Below are 15,971 nucleotides of genomic sequence, written 5' to 3'. Positions count from 1 at the left end.
TTGAAATATTTACACATATACATACCCTATCGATATTGCTTTTGCTTTAAAAAAACCCTCCATGCCACCAAGTAAAAGGAATTGAAAAATATAAAGTGCTATGCTAAAATCAATCAAAGACTTAAGGTATCTATAATAACCTTATAAGTAAAAGCATATTTCAAACTTACTTATTAAATAAAGGAGCTTTTATTTGAATAAAGATCGTTTTGACCAAATTGCACAAAAATACGATTCCCCTGAAAGAATACACCTCGCTCATATCATTACCCAAGCAATAACGAAACAAATTAAAGATACAAACTATCAAACTTTGCTAGACTATGGTGGTGGCACTGGCCTTGTAACATTAAATATCGCAGATTATTTTGAAGCAGTTACGCTCATAGATGCTTCTCCACAGATGGTAGATATTTTTGAACACAAGGTGTCAGATTTAAACCAAACTTCCATTAAAACATTGGTGGGCGACGTACTATTAGACGATACAATACTTAACCACAAAAATTATGATGTTATTGTGTTATCTTTAGTCTTGCTACATAGTGGTAACTACCAATTATTATTACAGAAGCTTTATAATCATCTAAATAGTGGAGGCATGATTATACTTGTTGATTTTGATAAAAACGAAAATATTTATCATCCAAAAGTATATAATGGCTTTGAACAAATGGATATCATCCATATTTTTAACGAATTAGCCCTGATAAACCCACAGATTAATACTTTTTACAGTGGTCAGAAAATATTTATGAAGCAAGATGCAAGCTTATTCATAGCTACAGGCACCAAACTATAGACTTTCATATTTATAAAGAGAGGCTCCGTGACACAAATTGGTATCACTATTTTTAATTATCTAGTTAGTAGACGACCAATATCGATGCCCTTGCCCCTGTCATCAGGGGTATCAAATACCTTTGCAATTATTGAAGTGTTTGTCCCTTTATTTAAGACTGAAACCTTGCTTTTAATGACATTTTTTCTATATCTGATAAAAAAGTATAGTTAATCGCACGTTGATTAATGTATTCAATTTGCTCTAACGTAATCATTTGGTTATCTACTAACAATTCATACTCTTCATTCAAGGAAGTTTGAGTAACCATTCGATTGTCAGTATTTATAAGAAATGGAATCTCTTGTTTTAACAAATAAGAAATATTTAATTCTTTTAAATCTGCAATTGCTTTTGTCTGAATATTACTTTTAGGACACATTTCTAATAGTACATCCTGTGCTTTTACAAACTGTAAGGCTGCCTCATCTTGGTTGATAGCAACGCCATGGCCAATGCGTTTTGCTCCTAATTTGATAGACTCTATCACATTTTGCATACAACCACACTCACCTGCATGTAATGTGAGATTGAAACCTTGATCTAAGGCATATTGAATAGGTGATGCTATATCATTAGGAGGGAAATCTGCCTCAGGTCCAGCAAAATCAATACCGTTGATGACTTTACTATCGTATTTTTTAATAAAATCAAAAAGTGCTTTATTAACTTCAGACTCATGTTGTCGCATTGCACAAACTAATAAGTTAACTTGAATATCTAATGTGTGAATAGCCTCTTGTACGCCTGCTTCAACCGCTTCTATCACTTCAGTTAACGTTAATCCTAGATCCATATGAAATCGCGGTGCGAATCGAATTTCAATGTATTTCACATTATCGCGTTGTGCCTGTTGTGCAACATCAACAACCGCTCTTCTTAAAGCATCATGTGTCTGTAAAACTTTTAATATTTCATCAAAACATTGCAAGTATTCATCTAAACTCTCACAATTACTACTCACAAATAGACGCTCTTCATTTAAATTTATGCCTTGCTCCATCGCTAATTGTCTAATTAATTCAACACTAGTAGAGCCATCTAAATGGCAATGTAATTCAACTTTAGGGATATCTTGTAGCGTTTTATTCATATCTGACTGACCTGCCTTACCTCTCAAATGTCACCATTAATTTTTAATACGGAAACAAAAAGATTTTTTTAAAATTTTATCTATATACTATATCACGACGTTAAACACAATACTATAAACGCATATGATAAATGAAATTTTATTTTGAATAAAATTTCATAATATAACACGATAGCAAATAAATATCATCACGCTATTGAACAGAACAATTCAATAAAAAAACTGCCAACAAGTCTTCAGACTAAGTCGACAGTATTATGATTGATCTAAAAGAAATTACATAAAGCCTTTAAGTGTATAACATATAAAACGTTAGCGTTACTACTTGCCACCTAAATAACCTATAGTAACTAATGAAATGCCTAAACCTAAAAAGCATACACAAAGTAAGATTACAATGATTTTCAATTCAGTCATGAAATATTTTCTACTTTGTCCTTTATTAACAAGCAAGATACCTATAACAATATCTAAAATAAAGACTGTAATTAAAGTGTAAGCAATGATATTTAATATGGCCATCCCATCTTCCCCTTTTAATGTTATACATAAGTCTTATTATAAAACTATTATTGTGTTACTAAACTACTAAGCACACACGGTCATATTTGGCTTAATTTGTAAGACTTAAACTTTTGTACTTACAAATTAAATATATTGATGTGTTTTTAAATAATCGATGATTTGAGTAACTGCATCTTCCACACTATATTGCTCTGTATCTATTACAATTTCAGGATTTTGTGGTTCTTCATACGGTGCGTTTATACCTGTAAATCCTTGAATCTCACCGTTGCGTGCTTTTTGATATAACCCTTTAGGGTCTCTTGCTTCACATTCATCCAAGCTACATGAAGTGTAAACTTCTATAAATTCATCTTCTGTTAATAGTTCACGAACAACGTCTCTATCTGCTTGATAAGGTGAAATAAATGCGGTCACTGTGACTAATCCAGCGTCGACCATAAGTTTACTCACTTCACCAATACGACGAATATTTTCCGTACGATCGTCTGGGCTAAATCCAAGATTTTTATTAAGCCCATGTCTCACGTTATCTCCATCTAAACGATACGTGTGAACTTGTTGATCATATAAAGCTTTTTCCAATGCTACAGAAATTGTGGATTTTCCTGAACCTGATAATCCAGTAAACCAAATAACTGCACTTTTATGTTTTTTACGCTGTTGTCTTTCTTCCTTAGTTACTTCTGACGCATGCCAAGTAATATTTTTTGAAGTAGTCATAATTAAGCTCCTTTAAAGTTATTTTTCTTGTAACCCTTTAATAAGTACTGCCGCTACTTCAGGTCTTGAGAACTCTTTAGGTAATGATTCACCGTTTTTCAATTTTTCTCGAACTTTTGTACCACTTAGATGTAAGTGTGAAGAAGCATCATGCGGACAAGTTTTCGCTGTTGCCATGTTTTCACAAGATTCACAGTAGAAAGCATGCTCAAACTTCAAAATTTGTATTCCCAACTCTGCTTCATATTGTGCAATTAATTCTTGGGCTTCATATGTACCATAATAATCACCCACACCTGCATGATCACGACCAACAATAAAGTGAGTACAGCCATAATTCTTACGCACTGTCGCATGCAATATTGCTTCTCTTGGGCCAGCATAACGCATTGCTGCTGGATATATAACTAAGCGTGTTCTATTTTCTGGGTAATAATTTTCAAGAATAACTTCGTAACTTTCCATTCGTACTTCAGCTGGAATATCATCAGATTTCGTTTCTCCTACTAAAGGATTTAATAGAAGTCCATCAACTGACTCCAAAGCCGCTTTTTGAATATATTCATGTGCGCGGTGTACTGGATTACGTGTTTGGAAACCAACAATTGTCTTCCAATTTAAATCGTAGAATAGTTGTCTCGTTTCTGCTGGATCTAAATGATAATCTACAAAGTCGTCATGTTTGGGTCTATCTAATAAATGAATCGGTCCAGCTAAATATACACTACCTTTTTCATAAACTTTTGCTACACCTGGATGTTCTAGATCTGTTGTTCCATATACAAATTGCGCTTCTTTCTCTTTGTCATAAGTATACTTCTCTTCTAGTTCAAGCACACCGTATAAATGATTGTCTTCCCCATATAAAGCGATGCGCGAACCAATTTCAAGTTCGTTAGCTTTATCCTCAGTCACTGGTAAAGTGATTGGGATACTCCATACTAAACCATTACTCAAATGTAAGTTCTCTACTACCTCAGTATAGTCTCCTTCATTCATAAAGCCTGTTAATGGACTAAAGCCACCGATACCAATAAGTTCTAAATCTGATAAACTCCATGGATTTAATGTAATAGCCGGTAACGAATCTACTACTGCTAGTAATTCCTCTTTTAAAGTTGTATCTGCTTCTCTATTAATCAACGTTCCACCATGTGGTTGAATTGTATTTTCTTTAATTTCTTTAGTTAATGGCAATTGAAAAAACTCCTTTTTAATCTACTTCACGCGCATTGACGTTGGCATTATTTTTAGTGAATATAAATGGTAATTTCTTGTTTTGATATAAAGTGAAGAATAATAAACCAATCCAAATAACAATTAGTGCTATTTTCACTGAGATTGAAATTGCTGGACTTGCTTCAAATACACTTAATAAAGAACTAGTATTTGTGAAAATTATTAATCCACTGACACAAACAGCTAAAATATTCATAGGTAAAATCTTAACTAAATAAGCTGCAAATGGTGCTGCTATTAAACCACCAATACTTAATGCAATTACTAAGCCCCAGTTAATTTGGCTCCATCCTAAAAAGATAATGAAACTAATAGAAGCTGAAACAGTTACAAAAAATTCACTCGCAGAAACTGTACCTATTGCATATCTTGGTTCTAATTTTTTCTGAGCTAATAGCAATGGCGTATTAACTGGCCCCCATCCACCACCACCAACAGAATCTAGAAAACCTGCAACTGCACCTTGTGGGATCATTGAATATTTACCAATGCTTGAAGGTTCTTTAATTTCATGTTTATTTCGTTTATATAAAAATTGATATAAAATATAAAAGCCCATTGTTAATAAAAATATCGCGATAAATGGTTTGATAAATTCACTGTGAATATGGCTCAAAAATGCTGCACCTATAAAAGCCGTGACAGCACCTGGAAGTGCCAATTTAATCATCGTTGGCTTATGTACATTATCAAACTTCCAATGTGATGTACCAGAAGCAGCTGTTGTAGCAATTTCTGAAAAATGTATGGTCGCAGAAACGATAGCTGGCGCTACACCAAACGTTAATAGTATAGATGAGGAAGAGGCGCCAAAGCCCATTCCAAGTGAGCCATCAATTAATTGTGCAAGAAAACCTGCAAGTGCAAATATAAATAGTTTATTCATGCGTCGTACTCCTTCCGACTCTATTTCATTGATTCAAGCCTTTTTATCATTTCAAGTTGCTTATTTTTCTCTTTATATGGCTGAGTTAAAACCATTTTCAAAAAGTCTTCTTTTTGGCTCATAGACAATTGCGTTTGTTTAATCTTTTGTCTACATTCATATAAAAAATCAACATAGTCTCCATAACTATCATCAAAACGTTCTTTAAATTCTGATAAAATTTGTGCTGTTAGCTTAGGGCTAGCACCATTGGTAGAAATACTCAGTGTCAACTTCCCTCGCCTCAATATACTTGGAAATACAATATCACCTTTCTCAGCAATGGAAGGCATATTGATGAATGCATGATGAGGTTTTGAAGCTAGAATTTGTCGGTTAACTTCGCTACTATTGGTTGCAGCAATGATTAAATCTGCCCGCTTTATATCTTTTGCTTCGAATGATTTTGCATGCCAATGTACGCCGTCTTGCTTAACCATATGACGTAAATTCTCGGAAATCGTAGGGCTAATGATGTGAATATCTGTCGCATAATGTACTAACGTACTAACTCTACGTTCAGCAACTTTGCCACCACCAACGACAACAATTTGCTTTTGAGAAATATCTATCATAAGTGGTATAAATGGCATAACATCACTTCCTTTTTAGATTGAATTACTGAGTCACATATTCAAAAGTCTCTTCAACACGATCTTTTAACGCGTCTTGCAAATGTTTATGATTACCTAATCGTTTACAGAGTATAATCTCTTTGGCATTCCCATATTCAACAACTTTCTTAGAAATCTGTTGATCTAGTATGCCTGTAAACCATATATAAGGCACAATATAGATTTGTGAACATTCTGAATGGACAGCATTATGCAAAGCTTGTTCAAAGGAAGGCTTACAAGCTGCTAAATAACATGTTTCGATATCACTAAATCCAGTTTGCTCTTGCAATTGGGACTTAATTGTCTCTACATCTATTTGAGTTTGTGGGTTATAACTCCCCCTACCGATGATGAGTATTTTGGCATCAGTTTTTGGTGTAACACCCGATGCTTCAATCCTCTGTTTTAAAATTCCAGTCAATCTTGGTTGCACACCTAAAGGTTCACCATAAGTAACATGGACGTTTGGATGTTTTTGTTGATTACGTTCAATTTCTGATGGAATGTCCTTGAAATAGTGACCAGCGCTTAATAACAATACAGGTATCACTGAAATTTCAGTTGCGCCTTTATCAACTAAGCGTTGGAATCCTTGTGATAAGTCTGGGCTTGTTAATTCTAAAAAGCAGGTCTCTTGCAGGGCCACATCAACTTGTACTTTTACTAAATCAATAAATGCTTTAGCTTCATTAACAGCATCGGGCACTCTACTACCGTGACTTACATATAAGACGCCTCGCATACTTACCCCTCCATTTCTAGCGCTCTCAATAACACTGGTTTCAGGTTATTGATATGTTAGTTTCGCGATTGCTGATTCAACTGGCAGCTCGTCAAACCAGCTAATGCGCTCTCTTAATTTGACTACTTCACCGACAACAATCATTGCAGGATTTTCAATGTCTTTTGCAACTTCAACAATATTTGATAACGTCCCTACCACAGTTTTTTGAAATTCTGACGTTCCTAGACGTACTAGAGCAACAGGGGTATCAGTAGCGCGGCCATGTTTGATTAACAACTCACTAATTTCAGGTAATTTTTTAACACCCATATAAATACATAGTGTTTCTGGCCCTAGGGCAAGGTGCTTCCAATAACTATCTTTATCTATATTTTTATTAATAACACCGGTAACAAATGCTACTGATGAACTATAGTCACGATGTGTTACCGGAATGCCTGCGTATGCTGGTGCCGCTACACCAGAAGTTATGCCAGGGACAATTTCAAATGGAACATGGTGCTCAGCTAATATTTCCGCTTCTTCTCCACCTCTACCAAATATAAAAGGATCGCCACCTTTTAACCTAGTTACTACTTGTCCTTTTTTGGCTAAATTCACGAGTAATTTATTCGTGTCTTCTTGCGGCAACGAATGGCGATTAGGATCTTTACCACAATACATAAATTTTGCTGCGGGTGATGCATGATTTAACAATTCTTTATTCACCAATCGGTCATACAAGATTACATCTGCTTGTTCAATTGCTTTTAATCCTTTGACTGTAATCAGATCAGGATCTCCAGGCCCTGCGCCTACTAAAAATACTTTGCCCATCCTGTCACCACTTTCTCAAATTTTAACTATGGAACGTCTGTCCATCTCTTACTTCTTCAACAATTCCTGCACGTACAACGAAATCTCCGAAATGCTCTCCTTCAGTTCTTTCTTTTGCATATTGGATTAATATTGGTTTTAAACTTTCTAATATTTCTGCTTCACCAATATTTTCTTTATAGATTTTATTTAATCTATCGCCTGTAAATCCGCCGCCCAAATACATATTATATTTGCCTGGACCTTTACCAATAAAAGCAATTTCTGCTAATGCCGGTCTCGCACAACCATTTGGACATCCAGTCATTCTAATCGTAATTTCTTCTTCGTTTAATCCCGCTTCATCAAGTAAGTTTTCAATTTTACTAATGAGTGAAGGTAGGTATCTTTCTGATTCTGCCATGGCTAGACCACATGTTGGGAATGCCACACAAGCCATAGAATTTCGTCTCAGACCTGTATAATTTTCACCATCCGTAATGCCATATTCAGCGATAATTTTTTCGATTTCAGGTTTTTTATCTTCAGACACATTGGCAATCACTAAATTCTGGTTAGGCGTTAACCTAAAATCACCTGTATGAATTTCTGCTATGTTTCTTAATGCAGTTTTTAATTTATATTCTTTAGTGTCTTTGACGCGCCCATTTTGAACAAATAATGTATAGTGCCATTGGCCACTGCCTTCTGTCCAACCATAGCGATCACCATTGTCATCAAAGTGATATGGACGTGACTCTTCTAATTTCCAGCCTAAACGGTTATTGATTTCATTTTTAATCCAATCAACACCAAGTCTATCTACCGTATATTTAAAGCGGGCATTCGTACGTACTTCACGATTACCATAGTCTCTTTGAACGGTTAAGATTTTTTCACAGACATCTACGACTTCTTCTTTCGGGAAATACCCGATAAGACGTCCAACTTGTGGATATGTGGCTGTATCACCATGTTTCATGCCCATACCACCACCTACAGTGATATTGAATCCAACAAGTTCATCGTTTTCTAAAATGGCAATCAGTCCAATATCTTGAGAGTACACATCTATATCATTTGATGGTGGTACCGCGATACCAATCTTAAATTTACGTGGAAGATATGTTTTACCGTAGATTGGCTCTGGCTCTTCATCACTTGTATCCAATACTTTTTCACCATCTAACCAAATCTCATGGTATGCCTGTGTCTTAGGTGAAAGATGTCGGCTAATATCGCTTGCGATTTGATTAACTTCACTATGCACATCAGATTGGTAGGGATTAGGGTTGCACATCACGTTACGATTCACGTCTCCACATGCTGCGAGTGTATCTAGCAACGATTGATTGATGTCTTTCATCGTTTGTTTTAAGTTATGTTTTAAAATGCCATGAAATTGAAATGCTTGTCTTGTTGTTAACTTTATTGTGTTATTCGCATATGTGTTTGCAATATCGTCCATCGCGATCCATTGATCTGCTGTCGAAGCACCACCTGGCGCACGCACCCTAATCATAAAGCTATAAGCCGGTTCTAACTTTTGTTTTCTACGTTCATCACGAATATCTCTATCGTCTTGCATGTAACTACCATGGAACTTTAATAGTTTCGTGTCTTCTTCAGCAATTGCACCTGTCACTCTATCTGCTAAACCTTCAACAATCGAGCCACGAAGATAATCACTGTCTGTTTTAATACGTTCCATTTCATCGAGTTTGTCTGAAAAATTCACTTTTGTTTCAGCCATATCATCATCCCTCTCTTAATAAACATCTCTTTGATAACGTTTGTCTTTTTTCATTTGAGTAAGATACGCTTCTGCATCTGTTTCAGACATACCACCCTCTTGTTCTAAAACATAACGTATGGTTTCATGTACATCTTTTGCCATATTTTTTTCGTCACCACAAACATATAAGGTAGCGCCATCTGTCAACCACTGATAAAACTCTTCGCTTTTCTCTGCAATGCGATGTTGAACATATACTTTTTCATCAGTATCACGTGAAAATGCCACATCTAATTTGGATAATGTTTCATCTTTTAACCATGCTTGCCATTCCGTTTGGTATAAAAAGTCGGTTGTGAAATATTGTTCACCAAAGAATAGCCATGTATTTCCAGATAATCCTAGCTCTTCACGTTCTTGTAAATATGATCTAAACGGCGCTACGCCTGTACCAGGACCAATCATAATTACAGGTGTTGTTTCATCAAATGGGAATTTGAAATTTGGATTTTTCTTTAAATATATTGGAATTGTATCTCCCGGTTGTACGCGTTCAGCTAATTGTACAGAACACACTCCATTACGAGCTCGTTCATGTGCTTCATATCTAACTGCGCCAACAGTTATATGAACCTCATCAGGTGTTGCTTCGTAACTACTTGCTATAGAATATTCTCTTGGTGGTAATTTTCTTAAGAGTTTATATAAGTTTTCAGGACTTAAATTTGCTGCTGGGAATGCATTTAATAGGTCGATAACATCACGGCCATCAATGTATTGTTGTATCCACTCAGCATCTTCTACATGTGCAAGTAATTCGGTATTACCAAATAACTCAGCTGCTTTTTGTAATAATGGTTTCGTTAATTTTGTAACTTCAAAGTGTTCTGTTAATGCTTTTTCTAAAGTTAATGTATCACCATCGTCATTAATATTTACTTCTGTCTCTTTATCCCAGTCTAATGTCTCGATTAATGATGACACTATTTCTGGATCGTTTTGAGGTAAGACTACGACACAGTCTCCAGGTTCAAATGATTCTCCATAATTGTCTAACAACAACTCAATGTGTCTAACTTCTTTGTTAGATCCTCTACCGTTGAGATTAATATTTTCTAGCACTTCTGCTTGATATGGATTCGCTTTGGTATAACGTTTTTCTTTTGCTGATTGTACAGTTTCAGTGGATGTTACTGTTGGTTCGTTACCAGAAGATTGGTTGATTATTTCAATATTCGTGTTCATCCATTTTTCGGCTAATTCATCAAAATCTAAATCACAATCTTGTCTTTCAGCTAATTGTTCAGCGCCTAACTCTAGTAACCTCGCATCAAAATCCTTACCAGTTTGACAGAAATATTCATACGATTCGTCACCTAAAGCTAATACTGAGTACCTTACATTTTCTAATTTCGGTGCCTTACGACTATGTATAAATTCATGGAATGTAAGTGCATTATCTGGAGGATCACCTTCGCCATGTGTTGCAGTAATGACAAATAGATCCTCTACTTTTTTCAATTCTTTTGGTTTAAATTCGTCCATTGCTGTTAATTTCACTGTATGATTTTGTTCAACAAGTCGGTCGGCAAATATTTCAGCTAAACTCTGTGCATTCCCTGTTTCAGAACCATAAACGACAGTGATGTGACGGTTACTTATTTCCGTTTCTGGTTCAGAATTCAATACATATGCTGCTACTTGTTGTGGCACTTCAGAAGATGATTCTTGTGTTACTTGTTGTGCCGTGAGATAACCACTTAGCCAAATTTGTTGTTCTGCTGTTAATGTTTGAAAAATTTGATTTAATTGCGCTGCCTGTTCGGCGTCAAAAGGGCTATTCGATACTGATAAATTCACAATGCATTCACCTCAATTTTATTTTTAAAACTCATGAATTTTTAAATCCATCCCTTTATTTTTAATTAATATATAAATGTTAATTAATTGGGAAATATTTTAAAATGGTACTATATTCAATCATTAAATTCTTTATATACCCGATACGAATACTAAGGTATTAGAGTAAAAATTTTTCTAACCTAATTTATGGTTTATTAGTGGTATGAAGACCACATTCTGTTTTAGTAGAGTTACTCCATCTACCTGCTCTTGAATCTCCTGAACCCGAAACAGCTGCTGTACATGGGATACAACCAATACTCGGATAATTAAAATCATGTAATTCGTTATAGTGTAAATCATATTTTTTGATATATGCCCATACATCATCCCATGTCCAATGTATCAGTGGACACACTTTAACAGACTTAAATCGCTCATCCTTATTAATAAAATTAGTAGACTGGCGGCTTAGTGATTGCTCTCTTCTTAATCCTGAAACCCAAGCTGTCGCACCAGACAACACTTCTTCTAGTGGTTTAATTTTACGAATGTAACAACATTGATTTGGATCGTTCTTCCAGAGTGCTGGATTAAATTGATCGGCCTGTTCTTCTAAAGTAAGGTCTGGCTGTTTAAGTTTTATATTCAATTCTGGATAACGTGCTTTCACACGATCTATTAAATCATATGTTTCTTGGAAATGAAGGTTTGTATCTAAGAATACAATTTCAGCATCTTTTTTCACACTGTAAATTAAATCAATTAAGATCATACCTTCAGCACCAAAGCTACATGAATATATAATAGAATCGCCATATGTTTCGTAAGCCCATGAGATTACTTCACGAGCGCCTTTTGTTTCATCTGTGATATCTAATGTATCAAATGCGTTTGGCTTAAAGTTCTCATACGTAATTTTTGCTTCTGACATGAATGGGTCATCCCCTTTTCTTTTAATGTGCTTTGATTAAAAGTTCACGTTATATTTATTTTTTTAGAATTATTCGAAAATAATTATGTTAAACACTTTACTCACTGATTTTTTTTATGTCAAGTTCATCTTTTAATAATTAAAAATGTGAATTTCTGCTAATTCCATTCAATGAAAGCGCTACAAATGCTTATTTAAAACGTTTTTTAATAATAATTTTAAAAAAACAATTATAATAATCTAATGATTGCAATATCGCTCAAACGTGCGTTTTTATAGTATTTCTATATTTTTTGAAAAATTTTTAAATTTTTATAATGATTCTAATTTAAAAGTAAAAAATACCAACAAGCATTTAAATGTTTGTTGGTATTTAGTAAATTTTTTATTATATATATGTTTATTAGACTGAAAAGCTCAATCTCGGTATGAATGTTTCAAAATGGACACGGTCCATTGAAATATTCAGTGACTGTAATTCAGCGATCATCGCTTTTAAGAATGAATTACCTCCACATACGTATACCTCAGTGTTTTCGTCCACATACTGACTCAATTGTTCTGTTTCAATAAAGCCATCACTATCACGAAAATGCTTAATAAAAGAAGCATTTTCTGATTGCTCAGTTATTTGATTTAATTTTTCTTCAAAAGCGACATTTTCTGCATTTGATGTTGATTGTAAAAATATTGCAGGTGTCCCAACTTTTACTGCTTCATCATACATGGAAACAAGTGGTGTGACTCCTACGCCAGAACCTAAAAATAGTTGCTTATTTGATTTATTTTCCAATTTAAAACCACCGACGGGTGCAGATAACGTTAATGTATCGCCAACAGCCACTTCGTCGTGTAAAATCGTTGATACTTCACCTTCATGTGTTTCAGTCACATCTCTTCTGACACCAAAAGTTAAGAAATCAATACCCCCATCGACAATAGAATAATGTCTTTTAGCTTGATACGGTAATTTATCGCTAGAAATATCTACAGTGATGTATTGTCCCGGTATAAATTGACTCAAATCTATTTCGTCAGATTTAACAGTAAATGATTTAATTAATTCTGTTTCCTTTGTAATTTGTGTAACTTCAAATGGTTTAAAACCTTCCCATGTCATTTGGCTATATACTTCATTTTCTAAACCAATAAATGCGTCAGCAATTTCACCATATGCTTTTACCCATGCTTGAATAATTGGATCTTCATCTTTCAATCCAGTTACTTCTTCAATAGCCAAAATTAAATTTTCACCGACTATTGGATAATGTTCCGGTTTAACTTGTAGTGCACAATGTTTATACACAACTGGCATAATTGCTGGAACAATTGGCGTTAAATCTTCAATATTTTCTGCTGCTGCTAGTACTGCCATGGCAAGTGCTGAAGACTGTAAACCTCTTTGTTGATTGGTTTGGTTAAACACATTTTTTAATTCAGGATGTTCTTCAAATAATTTCTTATAGAAAATTGATGTAATCGTTTGTCCTTTTTCTTTTAGTAAAGGAATTGTCTCTCTTACTGTTTGTATCTCTTCTTGCGTTAACATATAACTCCCCCTAATTAGTACTTTATTCACATTATTGTACTATTTAGAAATACTCACAATTATATTCATTTAGTTTCACAAAATTATCACAATATTAAGATACAATTTTGCAACATTTTTATTTTTTAAATTAATTTCAAATCGACTTTTAATTTTAGCTCCAATTAAGTTTGTTAGCGTATTCACATTTCATAGCATTCATAATCGTTGCTTTAATTTTCGCCTCATAACTATATATTGAAACTCTAAAGACCTTGTAGTTGATGCTAAGTACGTTAAATGTCATTTGTTTGAATTTAATTCGCTACTTAACCTTTCAATGATTTCAGCTACTGAATCTGCATTATTCTTGATCACGGTATCATAATGCTCTGGTTTGCTGGTTTCAGCTGTAACAAAAATTGATTTTTGTGCATATTTTAAAAGTTGGGCATCGTTAATATCGTTACCAAAAGCAATATAGTTCTGTTCGCCGATCATTTTTTTGAGTGTGGTGTATTTATTGATTTCTTTAGCAGTAATATCTATATTATTATCATCTTCATGAACATTTATAGATAAATGTTGCCTAAATTTCTGCAATGCGTCTCTGACTTCATCAAAAATTCTTTCTTTAATATCCACTAAAATAATTTTAATTGGCTGCTTCACCTTATGTATACCTATGTTCGAAGCTAAGTTATCTGGATCTAATTGCTGGAATATTTTGTTACTTTGTTTAACCTTAGCTACGTAATCAAAGTCACTATCTATGATAAAGTCTAAATCAAAAATACTAATAAGTTTTATTATTTTTTCAAATAACTGATTAGGAATATAATCCATGACTTTTATCTCACCATTCTGAGATACTATTGACCCATTACCACCAATTAAGCAATGGTCTTGATAATCTTTTACGACTGGTATCAAATCTCTGATAGGCCGCGCCGATGCGAATATAACAGTATGGCGTTGCGCTAATTGATGAATGGCGTCTCGCAATCTACTTTCAATAAATTTACCATTAAAACAAATCGTGCCATCGATATCAAAAACATATATCACTATTATTACCTCTCATTTAGTGCTTAATTTAGTTAATTATTATATTTTTCGTTCAATTGATGTACTAACCTTTTAAATTCTGCTTCTGAGCTAAATTCAAAAGTAATTTGTCCCTTTTTATTTTGAGTAGAAATAGAGACATTTGTGCCATATTGTTCTTTTAATTGACGTTCTTGTTGTCGAATAAATTTGGGTTTCGTAGATGGTCTCTGAGTTTCCGACTTTTCTTTTTTATCACTATAGTGCTCGGTCACATATTGCTCTAACTCTCTTACGCTCCAAGACTCCTGATAAGCTTTATTAGCAATTCGTTGCATTTTTTGAGTATCTTTGACAATCAATAAAGTACGTCCATGTGCACCAGATAGCGAACCATTTTTCACCATATCAGAGACTGATTTAGGCAAATGCAACAAGCGTAGCATATTTGCTATATAAGGTCTTGATTTACTTAGACGCTGTGCAACTGCTTGTTGTGTTAGGTTTAAATCGTCCATTAGTTTACGATAGCTTTCTGCTTCTTCAATTGCATTTAAATCTTCACGTTGTAAATTTTCTATAATAGCTAGTTCCATCATATCTTCGTCTGTTAGTGATTTTATGATTGCAGGAACTTCTCTTAAACCAGCATTACCAGCAGCTCTGAAACGTCTTTCACCTACAACGATATTATAACCAGCGATTGTTTTTCTTAACACGATTGGTTGAAGGATACCGTGTAATTTAATAGATTCAGCAAGATCTTTTAAACGTTCCTCATCAAATGTTTTACGCGGTTGATATGGGTTAGCTTTAATATCTTGAATTTTTATATTTTGGACTTGTGCATCTGCTTCTAATGTTAACCTTTGATCTTGTTCATTTTCGATTTTCAAACACCTACTTCCTTTATCATCAAAAAATGATTCATGTGCTCATACACTTATTATATCATCACTGCAACACCATAAAATATAGATAGTAGTATTTAGTTTAATCTAAATTTTCAGAAAAGTTGTTGACAAATGTAATTTTAATGTGTAATCTTAGGTATATCAAATTTGTCAATGACATATTTCACACACAGTAACAAGGAAAGTAAAACTTACACTACTGACACAGAGAGTCTTTGATACGCTGAAAGAAGACACGGAAAGAAAGTTTGAAAATGGCCTTTGAGTGTTGATGCCAATATGAGGTATCAACGGGATCGCCCGTTATAGCGATACAGTATTAACATTTTGTTAAATGGCGTACTGGATTTTTCCACACGTCGTATATTTCGTTAATACTCATTTTATTCCAACATAAGATGGGTTTTTATTTTTTATTGAAAGTACGATGTCATGATTCAGACAACGCTAATCATTCAACAATTTGGC

Annotated in this window: 15 protein-coding genes and 1 other annotated feature (1 of these 16 cut by a window edge); of the genes, 1 reads left to right on the top strand and 14 read right to left on the bottom strand. The window is 34.2% G+C overall.

Going from position 1 to position 15,971, the window contains the following annotated elements; all coding sequences use genetic code 11:
- The first annotated feature begins 193 nt into the window (after positions 1 to 193).
- Positions 194 to 802 carry a class I SAM-dependent methyltransferase gene (locus tag ACSUE0_RS01635; protein ID WP_119614652.1) on the top strand — a complete coding sequence of 203 codons (609 nt, stop codon included), beginning with the start codon at positions 194 to 196 and terminating at the stop codon, positions 800 to 802.
- A gap of 151 nt (positions 803 to 953) precedes the next feature.
- On the opposite strand, the gene add is transcribed toward ACSUE0_RS01635, so the two are convergent.
- The 14 genes from add to ACSUE0_RS01565 all read right to left on the bottom strand — a co-directional run bounded on the left by add (position 954) and on the right by ACSUE0_RS01565 (position 15,485).
- Positions 954 to 1,934, bottom strand: a complete 981-nt coding sequence (gene add, locus ACSUE0_RS01630; RefSeq protein WP_436955780.1) for an adenosine deaminase — start codon at positions 1,932 to 1,934, stop codon at positions 954 to 956.
- Between the two features lie 321 nt (positions 1,935 to 2,255).
- Entirely contained in the window at positions 2,256 to 2,456 is a 201-nt protein-coding gene (locus tag ACSUE0_RS01625) for a hypothetical protein (protein ID WP_119614653.1), read from the bottom strand.
- Between the two features lie 126 nt (positions 2,457 to 2,582).
- The gene (gene cysC, locus ACSUE0_RS01620) at positions 2,583 to 3,182 is read right to left on the bottom strand and encodes an adenylyl-sulfate kinase (RefSeq protein WP_119614654.1); all 600 of its coding nucleotides are present in this window, start codon (positions 3,180 to 3,182) and stop codon (positions 2,583 to 2,585) included.
- Positions 3,183 to 3,200: 18 nt separating this feature from the next.
- On the bottom strand, positions 3,201 to 4,379 hold the full coding sequence (gene sat, locus ACSUE0_RS01615; RefSeq protein WP_436955777.1) for a sulfate adenylyltransferase: 1,179 nt from the start codon (positions 4,377 to 4,379) through the stop codon (positions 3,201 to 3,203).
- A gap of 16 nt (positions 4,380 to 4,395) precedes the next feature.
- On the bottom strand, positions 4,396 to 5,307 hold the full coding sequence (locus ACSUE0_RS01610; protein WP_017723601.1) for a sulfite exporter TauE/SafE family protein: 912 nt from the start codon (positions 5,305 to 5,307) through the stop codon (positions 4,396 to 4,398).
- Between the two features lie 20 nt (positions 5,308 to 5,327).
- Positions 5,328 to 5,939, bottom strand: coding sequence for an NAD(P)-binding protein (locus tag ACSUE0_RS01605; RefSeq protein ID WP_436955775.1), 612 nt, complete (start codon positions 5,937 to 5,939; stop codon positions 5,328 to 5,330).
- Positions 5,940 to 5,964: 25 nt separating this feature from the next.
- Entirely contained in the window at positions 5,965 to 6,705 is a 741-nt protein-coding gene (locus ACSUE0_RS01600) for a sirohydrochlorin chelatase (RefSeq protein WP_436955773.1), read from the bottom strand.
- 45 nt (positions 6,706 to 6,750) lie between these two features.
- The gene (gene cobA / locus ACSUE0_RS01595) at positions 6,751 to 7,524 is read right to left on the bottom strand and encodes a uroporphyrinogen-III C-methyltransferase (RefSeq protein WP_119614658.1); all 774 of its coding nucleotides are present in this window, start codon (positions 7,522 to 7,524) and stop codon (positions 6,751 to 6,753) included.
- Between the two features lie 22 nt (positions 7,525 to 7,546).
- Positions 7,547 to 9,256, bottom strand: coding sequence for an NADPH-dependent assimilatory sulfite reductase hemoprotein subunit (locus ACSUE0_RS01590; RefSeq protein WP_119614659.1), 1,710 nt, complete (start codon positions 9,254 to 9,256; stop codon positions 7,547 to 7,549).
- A 15-nt stretch (positions 9,257 to 9,271) separates the two neighbouring features.
- Positions 9,272 to 11,098, bottom strand: coding sequence for an assimilatory sulfite reductase (NADPH) flavoprotein subunit (locus tag ACSUE0_RS01585; protein ID WP_119614660.1), 1,827 nt, complete (start codon positions 11,096 to 11,098; stop codon positions 9,272 to 9,274).
- Positions 11,099 to 11,285: 187 nt separating this feature from the next.
- Positions 11,286 to 12,014, bottom strand: a complete 729-nt coding sequence (locus tag ACSUE0_RS01580) for a phosphoadenylyl-sulfate reductase (protein WP_119614661.1) — start codon at positions 12,012 to 12,014, stop codon at positions 11,286 to 11,288.
- Between the two features lie 403 nt (positions 12,015 to 12,417).
- Positions 12,418 to 13,563, bottom strand: coding sequence for a globin domain-containing protein (locus tag ACSUE0_RS01575; protein ID WP_119613654.1), 1,146 nt, complete (start codon positions 13,561 to 13,563; stop codon positions 12,418 to 12,420).
- Positions 13,564 to 13,845: 282 nt separating this feature from the next.
- On the bottom strand, positions 13,846 to 14,610 hold the full coding sequence (locus ACSUE0_RS01570; protein WP_119613655.1) for an HAD family hydrolase: 765 nt from the start codon (positions 14,608 to 14,610) through the stop codon (positions 13,846 to 13,848).
- Positions 14,611 to 14,642: 32 nt separating this feature from the next.
- Entirely contained in the window at positions 14,643 to 15,485 is an 843-nt protein-coding gene (locus ACSUE0_RS01565) for a ParB/RepB/Spo0J family partition protein (RefSeq protein WP_119613656.1), read from the bottom strand.
- A 181-nt stretch (positions 15,486 to 15,666) separates the two neighbouring features.
- Positions 15,667 to 15,971, top strand: a binding site (T-box leader) (it continues 74 nt past the right edge of the window).

Origin of the sequence: Staphylococcus sp. AS1337 (assembly GCF_051408735.1) — a bacterium.
GTDB classification, from domain to species: domain Bacteria; phylum Bacillota; class Bacilli; order Staphylococcales; family Staphylococcaceae; genus Staphylococcus; species Staphylococcus xylosus_B.
Note: the sequence above shows the minus strand (reverse complement) of the source record. Positions and strands in the feature narration are given on the sequence as shown.

Bases quoted from the DNA above. Each gene is read 5' to 3' on its own strand.
- add (WP_436955780.1), bottom strand. From the start codon at position 1,934: ATGAATAAAACGCTACAAGATATCCCTAAAGTTGAATTACATTGCCAT.
- ACSUE0_RS01625 (WP_119614653.1), bottom strand. From the start codon at position 2,456: ATGGCCATATTAAATATCATTGCTTACACTTTAATTACAGTCTTTATT.
- cysC (WP_119614654.1), bottom strand. From the start codon at position 3,182: ATGACTACTTCAAAAAATATTACTTGGCATGCGTCAGAAGTAACTAAG.
- ACSUE0_RS01610 (WP_017723601.1), bottom strand. From the start codon at position 5,307: ATGAATAAACTATTTATATTTGCACTTGCAGGTTTTCTTGCACAATTA.
- ACSUE0_RS01605 (WP_436955775.1), bottom strand. From the start codon at position 5,939: ATGCCATTTATACCACTTATGATAGATATTTCTCAAAAGCAAATTGTT.
- ACSUE0_RS01600 (WP_436955773.1), bottom strand. From the start codon at position 6,705: ATGCGAGGCGTCTTATATGTAAGTCACGGTAGTAGAGTGCCCGATGCT.
- cobA (WP_119614658.1), bottom strand. From the start codon at position 7,524: ATGGGCAAAGTATTTTTAGTAGGCGCAGGGCCTGGAGATCCTGATCTG.
- ACSUE0_RS01590 (WP_119614659.1), bottom strand. From the start codon at position 9,256: ATGGCTGAAACAAAAGTGAATTTTTCAGACAAACTCGATGAAATGGAA.
- ACSUE0_RS01580 (WP_119614661.1), bottom strand. From the start codon at position 12,014: ATGTCAGAAGCAAAAATTACGTATGAGAACTTTAAGCCAAACGCATTT.
- ACSUE0_RS01575 (WP_119613654.1), bottom strand. From the start codon at position 13,563: ATGTTAACGCAAGAAGAGATACAAACAGTAAGAGAGACAATTCCTTTA.